The sequence below is a fragment of the Geobacter sp. PheSNFMC genome (assembly GCF_059620965.1).
This window is the reverse complement of the sequence record NZ_JCAMRN010000055.1, coordinates 31626-43051: the sequence shown is the minus strand read 5'-3', so window position 1 is coordinate 43051 and position 11426 is coordinate 31626. Positions and strand designations below refer to the sequence as shown.

The window sequence follows — 11426 nt, the reverse complement described above, 5'->3', positions numbered from 1 at the left end:
TCCGCGCCGCCCCGAAGACGGTGCGTGGCGTGGCCGCCATCTCCACGGTGACCGTTTCCCTGTTCTATCTCATCGCCCAGATGGTCGGCGCCGGCAAGTTGATGCAGGTACTGCTGGACATCCCCTACCGTTTCTCGGTCATCGGTGTCGGCGTGCTCATGGTGGCCTACGTTGTCTTCGGCGGCATGAAGGCCACCACCTGGGTGCAGATCATCAAGGCCGGCCTGCTGATGACCGGTACGGTGCTGCTGGCATTTCTGGTGATGCTGAAGGCCGGCATGAACCCCATCGGCTTCTTCTCCGATATCGTGAGCAGCCAGAACATCCAGGATCACGTCAGGATGAACGTCCTGAAGGATGCCCTGCCCAAGCCGGGCTTTGACTACGGCCAGCGCTTCATGGAGCCGGGCCTGTTCCTCAAGAACCCGCTCGACCAGATATCCCTCGGTATCGCCTGGGCTCTCGGCGCAGCCGGTCTTCCCCACATCCTGATGCGCTTCTTCACCGTGCCCAACGCCAAGGAAGCCCGCAAGTCGATCGTCGTCGCTCTGTTCATCAACTCCAGCTTTTTCTTCCTTATCAACCTGATCGGCTTCGGTGCCGCTCTCTACCTTACTCCGCAACTGATCAGCTCGGTGGACAAGGGTGGGAACATGGCAACCCTGCTGCTGGCCCAGCACCTGGGTGGCGGTGCCGGTAGCATTGGCGGTGATGTGTTCCTTGCCTTCATCTGTGCAGTGGCCTTCGCCACCATCCTGGCAGTGGTTTCAGGCCTAGTGCTGGCGGCATCGGCAGCCATCGCCCATGACGTCTACGTGAACATCATCAAGGACGGCAAGGCCGACCAGCAGACCCAGGTGAGGGTGGCGCGTATCACCTCCCTCTTCGTCGGCATAGCTGCCATCGTTATGGGGCTGATGGCGGAGAAGGAGAACGTCGTGGCCCTGGTGGCCCTGGCCTTTGCCGTGGCTGCTTCCGGGAACTTCCCGGCGGTCATGCTGTCGCTGTTCTGGAAGAAATTCAACACCGCCGGCACCGTCGGTGCCCTGGTGGTCGGCACCGTCTCGGCTCTGGCACTGGTGATGGTCTCGCCGGTGATGACCTACCCGCAAAAGATCGCCGACGATGCCAAGAAGGTTGTCGTCACCCTGGAGCAGAAGCAGGCCGAAGGTGCCGTGCTTGCCGAGAAGGACCTGAAGGCGCTGGAGAAGGCCCGGGTCGACTTCAAGAAGAACGACGGCGGCACCTCCATGGTGGGCCTCACGGCGCCGATCTTCCCGCTGAAGAACCCGGCCATCGTCTCCCTGCCGCTGGGGCTCTTTGCGGCCATTTTCTGCACCCTGCTGTTCCGTGATCGGCGGGCCGAGGAGATGTTCGACGAGATCGAGGTGCGGCAGATTACGGGTTTGGATATTGCCAAGGCCAGTGATCACTGATGTTGCCACGAACGCACCCCCGTGCTGCGGCACGGGGGGCTTCTTTGCCGTAACGCCGTTAGTAAACGTACCATTCGGGGAGGAGAGCAATGGGAGAGATGGAGCTGCAACGCTATGGAGTGCCATCGGCTGTCACGGGCGACGAGGGGATTCAGCTTCTCAACCGGCAGAGTAAGGAAGAGCTGATCAGGATCATCATTGACGACGCAAAGAACTGGCTAGCGCACGATGGTCTCTGGTTCCAGGCAGTCGAGAAGCGATACGGTATTGATGTTGCCATCGATGCAGATATCGAGGCGTGGAGATACTTCACGGTCATAGAGGCGAAGAGGATCATGGAGCGGCTCGGGTTGCGGCCTGGAGGGGGAATTCCTGCGCTTGTTGAGTGTTTGCGCCACAGGCTCTATGCACGATTGAACCTGCAGGATGTCATAGAGCAGAGCGACCGGCGGGTGATATTCCGGATGCTGGACTGCCGCGTCCAATCGGCTCGCAAGCGCAAGGGCCTTCCTGACTTCCCCTGCAAGGAGGTGGGGATGGTGGAATATGCTGAATTTGCCCGGGCGATCGATCCACGGATTACGACCCGCTGCATCGCCTGTCCGCCCGATGCTCACCCTGATACCTTTTTGTGTGCCTGGGAGTTTGTAGTAGGGGAATGATCCCAGGCAGAGCTTCTTGTCAGTGGAGGCGAGATACGCATCGACTGGTAAAGGGGGAGTGGGCAGTGGACGTGTCGAGCCGGGCAACCGTGGAAAGCGCCCTACAATACCGAATCGGGAGAACCGTTATGCATACAGCAACCCCTGAAATCTATCGCACCACTCACAAGGTCCGCTTTGTTACCGCTACCAGCCTCTTCGATGGTCATGATGCTTCGACCAATATCATCCGTCGCATCCTCCAATCGTCTGGCGCCGAGGTGATCCACCTGGGACACAACCGGTCGGTGAACGAAATCGTTACCGCTGCCATCCAGGAGGATGCCCAGGGGATCGCGGTTTCCTGTTATCAGGGGGGGCACCTTGAGTTTTTCAAGTACATCAAGGATCAACTGCGAGAGCGCGGTGCCGAGCAGATTAATATCTTCGGTGGAGGAGGGGGGGTAATCATCCCGGATGAAATCCGTGAACTGGAAGCGTACGGCATCAGCAAGATCTTCTCGCCTGAGGATGGCCGTCGTATGGGGCTGCAGGGAATGATCAACCTGATGCTCAAGGAGTGCGACTTCGCGCCGCAGCGGAATATCGCCGAGGAGATCACCAAGCTGCAGCATCAGGACATCCGCGCCGTCAACACCCTTATTACCCTGGCGGAGCAGGCGGTGCACGACCATACTACCGGTTACGGCCCGCTGCGGGAGCAAATCCGCGCCTTGGCCCGCCCCGCACCGGTGGTAGGGGTGACTGGCACCGGCGGTGCCGGCAAGAGCTCCCTCACCGATGAACTGGTACGCCGTTTCCTTCGGGACTTCCCTGACAAGAGCGTGGCCATCCTGGCGGTGGACCCGAGCCGCCAGCGAACCGGCGGGGCACTCCTGGGGGACCGGATCCGGATGAATGCCATCAACACCAGCAAGGTCTACATGCGTTCCCTCGCCACCCGCGACTCCCATTCGGAGCTCTCGGCTGCCATCCGCGACGCCATCGACGTGGTCAAGGCTGCCGGCTTCGACCTGGTGATCGTCGAGACCAGCGGCATCGGCCAAGGGGACGCGAAGATCGTGGATATCGCTGATGTATCCCTCTATGTCATGACCTGCGAGTTCGGCGCCCCGACCCAGTTGGAGAAGATCGACATGCTCGACTTCGCCGACTTGGTGGCCCTTAACAAGTTCGAGCGCAAGGGGGCAGAGGATGCGTTGCGCAACGTGCGCAAGCAGTACCGACGTAACCGCAACCTGTTTGAGGTGGCGGACGAGGATCTGCCGGTGTATGGGACCATCGCTGCCCAGTTCAACGACCCGGGGACCAACGTGCTCTACCGGTCCCTCATCGACACCCTCAACCGCAAGTTGGATTTGAAACTACAATCGCAGTTGGTGATCACCGAGCGGGAGAGCCTCAAGCAGTACATCATTCCACCGGACCGAGTCCACTACCTCGGAGAGATCGTGCAGGTGGTGCGTGGCTACCGCAAGCGAGTGCAGGAGCAGAGCGCCGTGGCCCGCCGACTGTTCCAGTTGCAGGGGGCGAAGGAGCTGTTGGGCGACTCCCCGTCCCTTGCCGACCTGGATCAACAGATCGCCCAGCATGAAGCGCGGTTGCAGGAGGAGCCGAAGAAGATCCTGACCGACTGGCCCTGCCTGAAGGAGACCTACGCCCGGGACCATCTGGTCACCAAGGTGCGGGACAAGGAGATCCGCAGCGCCCTCTACACCACCACACTCTCCGGGACGCGCATCCCCAAGGTCTGCCTCCCCAATTTCGCCGACTGGGGGGAGATCGTCCGCTGGAGCATGCTCGAGAATGCTCCGGGGCTTTTCCCGTTTACCGCCGGGGTGTTCCCGTTCAAACGGGCCGAGGAAGACCCGAAACGCCAGTTTGCTGGCGAGGGGACGCCGGAGCGGACCAATCGCCGTTTCCACTACCTCTGCAAGGATGACGACGCCAAGCGGCTCTCCACGGCCTTCGACAGCGTCACCCTCTACGGCGAGGACCCGGACTACCCGCCCGACATCTATGGCAAGGTGGGGGAGAGCGGAGTTTCCATCTGCACGGTGGAGGACATGAAGAAGCTCTATGCCGGCTTCGACCTCTGCGCCCCCAATACGAGCGTTTCCATCACCATCAACGGCCCGGCGCCGATGATGCTCGCCTTCTTCTTCAATGCCGCCATCGATCAGCAGGTGGAGCGGTTCAGGGGGCAGCACGGCAGAGAGCCGAGCGGCGCCGAATATGCCGAGATCAGGAGCTGCACCCTGCAGACCGTGCGCGGCACGGTCCAGGCCGACATCCTCAAGGAGGACCAGGGGCAGAATACCTGCATCTTTTCCACCGAATTCGCCTTGAAGATGATGGGGGATATCCAGCAGTACTTCATCGAGCAGAAGGTGCGCAACTACTACTCGGTCTCCATCAGCGGCTACCACATTGCCGAGGCAGGCGCCAACCCGATTTCCCAGCTCGCCTTCACCCTCTCCAACGGATTCACCTACGTGGAGTACTACCTGTCGCGGGGGATGCATATCGACGACTTTGCGCCGAACCTTTCCTACTTCTTCTCCAACGGACTCGATCCGGAGTACACGGTGATCGGACGGGTGGCCCGTCGCATCTGGGCGGTGGTGATGCAGGAAAAATACGGTGCCAACGAGCGGAGCCAGAAGCTTAAGTACCACATCCAGACATCGGGGCGCTCGCTGCATGCCCAGGAGATGGACTTCAACGACATCCGTACGACGCTGCAGGCCTTGATGGCGATCTATGACAACTGCAATTCTCTGCACACCAACGCCTATGACGAAGCGGTCACCACCCCCACCGAGGAGTCGGTGCGCCGGGCCATGGCGATCCAGATGATCATTAGCCGGGAGTTCGGACTGACGAAAAACGAGAACGCCTGTCAGGGGTCGTTCATCATTGAGGAATTGACCGATTTGGTGGAAGAGGCGGTGCTTGCCGAGTTCGAGCGGATCGACCAGCGGGGCGGGGTGCTGGGAGCCATGGAGACCCAGTACCAGCGCTCAAAGATCCAGGACGAGTCCATGCTCTATGAGAGCAAGAAGCACTCCGGCGAACTCCCGATCATCGGGGTCAACTGCTTCCTCAACCCGCGTGCAGGCGAGGGGGGGCAGCAGGTGCCTAGCGAACTGGCCAGGGCCACCAAGGAGGAAAAGGAGCAGCAGATTCGAAACCTTAAGAAGTTCCACGAACTGAACCGGGACGAGGCCCCGGCCGCCCTCAAACGTCTGCAGGAGGTGGCCACCAGTGGGGGCAACATCTTTGCAGAATTGATGGAAACCGTAAAGGTTGCGTCACTAGGGCAGATTAGTCATGCGCTCTACGAAGTCGGCGGCAAATACCGGAGGAACATGTAACGGGATGACGCGCCATGACCAGACCCCTTGACACATCACTGACTACTACACTCCCCTTTGCAAGCGATTTGGCGCTTCGTCGCCGCTTCACGGTGATTGACGAGGAAATCCGGGGGAACTTCCGCTTCGGCCTGCTTCTTGAGCATCTGGATATTTTGGCCGAACAGACGGCGCTGGCCTATGTGCGGCGGACCCATCCGGAGGGGCGGGTGGTCACTGCGGCCATCGACAACATCGTGGTCCGGCATGTGGTGGACGTGACCCGTGACATCGTCTTGCAGGCCAGAATCAACCATGTGGGGCGCTCCTCGCTGGAAATCGGCATCCGGGTGGAACATCCTGCCATGGCACCTGGAGGGGGAGGGGAACTGCACATCGCCTCGTGTTACTTCACCATGGCCGCTCGGGAAGGGGCCGAGGCGGGGGAGAGTCTGCCGCTCCCTCCCCTGGAATACCTGGACTACCTGGAGCAGCAGCGGGCGGCCAAGGTGATGGCCGGCCGCGAGGAGTACCGGCAGCAGCAGGCTGCCTTGCAAGCCCCTCCGAGCCGGGAAGAGTACGATCTGCTGAGCCGGATGCACCAAGCCCAGGAGGAGCCGGGTTTTGCCGGCCTTGTCGCAGGCCGGCTGGTTGCCGACGCATGGGAGCGGATGTATCCGGAGCAGGAGTACGTGCCGCAGCGGGTCTTCGGTGGCTACCTGATGCGGCGGGCCTATGAACTGTCGGGAATCTGCTCGGAACTGGTAGCGCCGGATCGCTCCATCATCGCCGCCGTGAACCGGATCAATTTTTTCCATCCCGTCCGCCTTGGAGACAAGCTGCACTTCACCAGCCGGGTGGTATATACCGCGGAGAGCTTCGTCTGCGTCGAGGCGAGCATCGAGCGGATCAGTCGCGACCGCTCCAGCAAGGCCCTCTCCAACTCCTGTCTCTTCACCTTTGTCAATGTGGACCGGGACCTGAACCATCGGCCGGTCCCTGCCATCTTCCCGACGACCTACCGAGAAGATGCCCGTTACCTGGAGGCCCACCGGAGCCTGCAGGCGCTCACCGGCCACTATCCTATGCTCTAGGAGGATGAGAATGGAATTACTGCAGGCTCTCCAGGATCGACGCAGCATCAGGAAGTACAAAGACACACCGGTGGGGCGCGAAGCCGTCGAGCATCTGCTGGAGGCGGCCCGCCTGGCCCCGTCGTGGAAGAATCAGCAGTGCTGGCGTTTTCTGGTGGTGACCGATGCTGCCAAGCGGGAGAAAATCCTGGCTGGATTCGGAGATGACAACCCGGGGAAAAAGGGGATCGCGGCCGCACCGGTGACGATCGTGGTCTGTGCCGACCCTGCCGAGTCGGGGATCGAAAACGGGATTCACTATTATGTTGCAGACACGGCCATGGCCCTCGAGCACCTCTGTCTGGCTGCGACGGAAATGGGGCTTGGCACCTGCTGGATGGGGCTCTTCAACGAAGATCTGATCCGGAAGGGGCTGGGCATCCCCCCCACGTTCCGGATTGTCGGCATCACCCCCCTGGGCTATCCGGACCAGGACCCGAAGCCGCGGCCCCGCAAGGAGCTCAACGAGATTGCCTACTTCGAAAAATGGGGGGAAAACTGATGCCGATCAGAGTGGAATCCGAGCAGCGGATCATCCGACTGCAGCAGGAACTGCGCACCAAGGAGATCGACGGGGCGCTCTTCATCTATCCGATTGATATCTATTATTTCACCGGCACGCGTCAGAACGCGGTTCTCTGGGTGCCGGCCGAAGGGAACCCCCTCCTGCTGGTGCGCAAGAGTCTCGCCAGAGCCCAGGAGGAAAGCCTGGTCGCCGACACCCGTCCCTTCCCGTCGAGCAAGGAATTTCCGGCCCTCTTCAAACCAACTATCCGGAGGGTCGGTTTTACCTTCGACGTGGCGCCGGTCCAGCAGTGCAACTTCTACGCGAAGCTCCTGGAAGGGAAGGAGTTTGTCGACGTTTCGGCCATCAACCGGGAGTTGCGGTCAGTCAAGTCGGCCTGGGAGTTGGAGCGGATGCACGAGAGCGGTGTCCGCTTGTGCGAGGTGTTCAGCCAGGTTCCCCAGTTCCTGCGGGCAGGGATGCGGGAGATCGACCTGGCGGCCGAGTTCGAGTGCCGCCTGCGCAAGGCCGGCAGCGAAGGCTACGTGCGGATGCGGGCCTTCAACCAGGAACTGTTCCAGGGGCTTGCCGTGTCCGCTGCCACCTCCGGCCAGCCCGGCTTCTTCGATGGCGCGGTCACGGGGCGCGGCCTCTCCGCCGCCTCACCTCATGGCCCATCCACCGCCACCGTCGCGGCAAACACCCCGATCCTCATCGACTATACGGGGGTCTTCAACGGCTACATCGTGGACATGACCCGGATTTTCGTCATTGGCAACCTTGAACCGACCCTGCGCCGTGCCTTCGATGCCGCCATTGCTATCCAGCAGTACCTCAGCGCTAACCTGAAGCCGGGCGCCATCTGCGAAGAGTTGTTCCTCGCCGCGGCCGACATGGCCGAACAGGCCGGTCTCAGCCGGAACTTCATGGGTGCCCCTGGGGAGAATGCCCGCTTCGTCGGGCATGGCGTCGGACTGGAGCTGGACGAGTTCCCGGTCATCGCCCATGGATTCAAGGTGCCGCTTAAGGCAGGCCAGACCGTTGCCATCGAACCTAAATTCGTGTTCCCCGACCTCGGGGTGGTGGGTATCGAGAACACCTTTGCGGTAAGCACAGGGGGAGGAGTGAAGATAACCGACCTGCCGGACGACATCGTCTTCCTTTAGTCTGAAACACCATCACACCTGCGCCGAAATTCACCACTTCAGGGGTGTATTTCGGATAACTCTTTGCCGTGCCTAATCTGTTTGTTCTGCCATGGTGTTATAAAATGAGGGGTAGCCGACGGGCGCCCCTCTTTTTTCTGATTCCCCTCAATACGCCCATATAGATGTGTTGTCGATGAAATGGCGGGCACTATTCGCGAATAAGGGACAATACTTTTTGAAAAAGCGCACAATGTTATAAAGGTGTTTTATTAGCGGTTGACATGAACGTAAACGTACAGTATGCTGGGCTTAAAGTTCCCGACTGGAGGTGGATGATGAGTGATGTGTTTGTTGTAGATGCCTTAAGAACCCCATTTGGGTCCTTTAATGGCATGCTGGCGGACGTGACGGCGCCACAGATGGCGACAACGGTTATGCAGGGGCTGTTGACTCGGACCGGCCTGGCAGCGGACAGGGTCGATGAGGTGATCGTGGGGCAGGTGTTGTCGGGTGGCTGCGGCCAGGCTCCGGCCCGCCAGGCAATGCGCGGCGCGGGTATTCCCGATTCGGCGCATGCCCTGACAATCAACAAGGTCTGCGGCAGTGGCCTGAAGGCGATCATGCTCGGTGCCGACGCCATCCGGCTCGGGGACTCCCAGGTAGTGATTGCCGGGGGGATGGAAAGCATGTCCCTTGCCCCCTACGTCATGCAGAAGGCCCGTACTGGCTACCGGATGGGGCACGGCCAGCTTCTCGACCTGATGATCTATGACGGGCTGACAGACCCTTACACAGGCAGGCACATGGGGGAGATCGGCGAGGCAAGCGTTGCCCGGTTCGGCCTGAGCCGGGAGGAGCAGGACGAGTTTGCCGCCCGCTCTTATCAGCTAGCCCAGGCTGCCGTAAACGGCGGTCTGTTCGTCGACGAAATTGTCCCGGTCGTAAAGCAGAGCAAGAAGGGCGAGGAGGTGCTGGCCACCGACGAAGAGCCGTTCAAGGGCGATCCGGCAAAGCTAGCGCTGTTGAAGCCGGTCTTCAAAAAGGACGGCACCATCACCGCCGGCAACGCATCTACCATTAACGACGGCGCCGCCCTCGCGCTGCTCACCGACGCCGATGGCCTGAAGAGGCATAACCTGAAGGCGAAGGCCCGCATCGTGGCCTGCGCCACTGAAAGCCGCCATCCGGACAACTTCCCGGATGCACCCATCGGCGCCATTGAGAAGGTCGTGGCCAAGGCCGGCCTGACCATGGGCGACATCGACCTGTTCGAGATAAATGAAGCGTTTGCTTCCGTAGTGTTGCTGGCGATCAAGGCGCTCAAACTGCCGCTGGACAAGGTTAACGTAAACGGCGGCGCCTGCGCCATCGGCCATCCGATCGGTGCCAGCGGCGCACGCCTGGCGGCGACGGTTATCCGCGAACTGCACAAACGCCAACTGCGCTACGGTCTGGCCACCCTCTGCATCGGTGGCGGCGAAGCGGTGGCAGTCATTTTTGAAAGAGTCTAGGAGGAAATTATGATCACGAAGATGGGGGTGCTCGGTGCAGGCCAGATGGGAAACGGTATCGCCCATGTCTTTGCCCGGTTCGGTTACGACGTAGTTCTGTTCGATATAGCCGAGGTGCAGTTGGCCAAGGCGGTGACAACCATCCGCCAGAACCTGGAGCGGCAGGCGAAGAAGGAAGTCATCCCCGCCTCCCTCGTGGAAGAGACCATGGGACGGATCAAAACTACCATGGCAATGGAGGATCTGGCATCGGTCGATTTTGCGGTAGAAGCGGTCACCGAGCATGAGCCGCTCAAGCTGGAGATCTTCCGGAAACTGGACAGTATCGTCCAGGCAAGTGCGTATCTCGCCACCAATACCTCGTCTATCCCGATCACGAAGATCGCAGCGGTCACCAAGCGTCCGGAAAAGGTGATCGGCATGCACTTCATGAACCCAGTGCCGGTGATGAAGTTGGTGGAGATCATCCGTGGCCACGCCACCAGCGACGAGACCTTTGGCGTGACGTTCGAACTGGTGGCCAAGCTGGAAAAGGAGATTGCCGTTTCCCAGGACTATCCGGGCTTCATTGTCAACCGCATCCTGATGCCTATGATCAATGAGGCGGTATTTGCCCTTTATGAGGGGATCGCCACTGCAGAGGACATCGATAAAGGGATGAAGCTTGGGACCAACCAGCCGATGGGGCCGCTTACACTGGCCGACTTCATCGGCCTCGACACCTGCCTGGCGATCATGAACGTGCTGTACGACGGGTTCAAGGATCCGAAATACCGCCCATGCCCGCTGCTGGTTAAGATGGTGAACGCCGGGTATCTGGGGCGAAAGTCTGGAAAAGGCTTTTACGTATACCAATAAAGGGGACGGTTTGAGATGGAATACAAAAACCTATTGATCGAAAACGACAACGGCATCGTCACCCTCACCATCAACCGCCCGCAGGCGCTCAATTCGCTCAATAGCGAAACGCTGACCGAGCTTGGTTGTGCCCTCTACCAACTGGAGTACGACCCGGCTGCAAAGGTGATCATTCTCACCGGAGCAGGGGAGAAGGCGTTCGTGGCTGGCGCCGACATCAAGGAGATGTCGGAGATGTCCGCCTATGAGGGGCACCAGTTCGGTCGCAAGGGCCAGAACGTGATGCTGGCCATGGGGAAGATGAGGACCCCGTTGATTGCAGTTGTTAACGGATTTGCCCTCGGCGGCGGCCTTGAGCTGGCCCTCGGCTGCGATTTCATCTATGCATCGGCCAAAGCCAAGCTCGGCTTCCCTGAAGTTACCCTCGGCATTATGCCCGGCTTCGGTGGCACCCAGAACCTGCCAAGGCTGATCGGCCCCAACAAGGCCAACGAGCTGATCTTCACCGGGAAGGTCATTACGGCTGACAAGGCGCTGGCCTGGGGGATCGCCAACGAAGTGTTTCCTCCTGAGGAGCTTATGGCCAGGGCGAAAGAAACGGCGGCAGCCATCGCCGGTGTCGGTCTCCTGGGCGTTGCCTACGCTAAGGATGCCATTGCCAATGGCCTGAACATGACCAAGGAGGATGGGTTCCGTTACGAGGCATCCCTCTTCGGCGTGCTGTTCGCCACTGCCGACCAGAAGGAGGGGATGGGAGCATTCGTGGAAAAGCGGAAAGCGGCATTCACCGGCAAGTAATCCGAAGGCGTGCGTAAGG

General features: G+C 60.2%; 9 protein-coding genes. All 9 read left to right on the top strand.

Annotation, left to right across the window (positions count from 1 at the left end; genetic code table 11):
* A partial coding sequence (locus tag AC6CDK_RS12880; RefSeq protein WP_496639858.1) for a solute symporter family protein occupies positions 1-1436 on the top strand: 1436 nt, incomplete at its 5' end.
* An 89-nt stretch (positions 1437-1525) separates the two neighbouring features.
* Positions 1526-2098, top strand: coding sequence for a DUF6125 family protein (locus AC6CDK_RS12875; RefSeq protein WP_039646380.1), 573 nt, complete (start codon positions 1526-1528; stop codon positions 2096-2098).
* A gap of 128 nt (positions 2099-2226) precedes the next feature.
* Positions 2227-5475, top strand: a complete 3249-nt coding sequence (gene icmF, locus AC6CDK_RS12870) for a fused isobutyryl-CoA mutase/GTPase IcmF (RefSeq protein WP_192905527.1) — start codon at positions 2227-2229, stop codon at positions 5473-5475.
* A 14-nt stretch (positions 5476-5489) separates the two neighbouring features.
* Positions 5490-6548 (top strand): acyl-CoA thioesterase, encoded by a 1059-nt coding sequence (locus AC6CDK_RS12865; protein ID WP_039646376.1) that lies wholly within the window; start codon positions 5490-5492, stop codon positions 6546-6548.
* A 10-nt stretch (positions 6549-6558) separates the two neighbouring features.
* Positions 6559-7089, top strand: a complete 531-nt coding sequence (locus AC6CDK_RS12860) for a nitroreductase family protein (protein WP_192905526.1) — start codon at positions 6559-6561, stop codon at positions 7087-7089.
* Entirely contained in the window at positions 7089-8258 is a 1170-nt protein-coding gene (locus tag AC6CDK_RS12855) for a M24 family metallopeptidase (RefSeq protein WP_039646371.1), read from the top strand. The genes AC6CDK_RS12860 and AC6CDK_RS12855 overlap by 1 nt, the downstream gene beginning before the upstream one ends.
* A gap of 317 nt (positions 8259-8575) precedes the next feature.
* Entirely contained in the window at positions 8576-9751 is a 1176-nt protein-coding gene (locus AC6CDK_RS12850; RefSeq protein WP_039646370.1) for a thiolase family protein, read from the top strand.
* A 9-nt stretch (positions 9752-9760) separates the two neighbouring features.
* Positions 9761-10609, top strand: coding sequence for a 3-hydroxybutyryl-CoA dehydrogenase (locus AC6CDK_RS12845; RefSeq protein ID WP_192905525.1), 849 nt, complete (start codon positions 9761-9763; stop codon positions 10607-10609).
* Between the two features lie 15 nt (positions 10610-10624).
* Positions 10625-11407 (top strand): enoyl-CoA hydratase-related protein, encoded by a 783-nt coding sequence (locus tag AC6CDK_RS12840; protein ID WP_039646366.1) that lies wholly within the window; start codon positions 10625-10627, stop codon positions 11405-11407.
* The last annotated feature ends 19 nt before the right edge of the window (positions 11408-11426 follow it).

Bases quoted from the DNA above. Each gene is read 5' to 3' on its own strand.
- AC6CDK_RS12875 (WP_039646380.1), top strand. From the start codon at position 1,526: ATGGGAGAGATGGAGCTGCAACGCTATGGAGTGCCATCGGCTGTCACG.
- icmF (WP_192905527.1), top strand. From the start codon at position 2,227: ATGCATACAGCAACCCCTGAAATCTATCGCACCACTCACAAGGTCCGC.
- AC6CDK_RS12865 (WP_039646376.1), top strand. From the start codon at position 5,490: ATGACCAGACCCCTTGACACATCACTGACTACTACACTCCCCTTTGCA.
- AC6CDK_RS12860 (WP_192905526.1), top strand. From the start codon at position 6,559: ATGGAATTACTGCAGGCTCTCCAGGATCGACGCAGCATCAGGAAGTAC.
- AC6CDK_RS12855 (WP_039646371.1), top strand. From the start codon at position 7,089: ATGCCGATCAGAGTGGAATCCGAGCAGCGGATCATCCGACTGCAGCAG.
- AC6CDK_RS12850 (WP_039646370.1), top strand. From the start codon at position 8,576: ATGAGTGATGTGTTTGTTGTAGATGCCTTAAGAACCCCATTTGGGTCC.
- AC6CDK_RS12845 (WP_192905525.1), top strand. From the start codon at position 9,761: ATGATCACGAAGATGGGGGTGCTCGGTGCAGGCCAGATGGGAAACGGT.
- AC6CDK_RS12840 (WP_039646366.1), top strand. From the start codon at position 10,625: ATGGAATACAAAAACCTATTGATCGAAAACGACAACGGCATCGTCACC.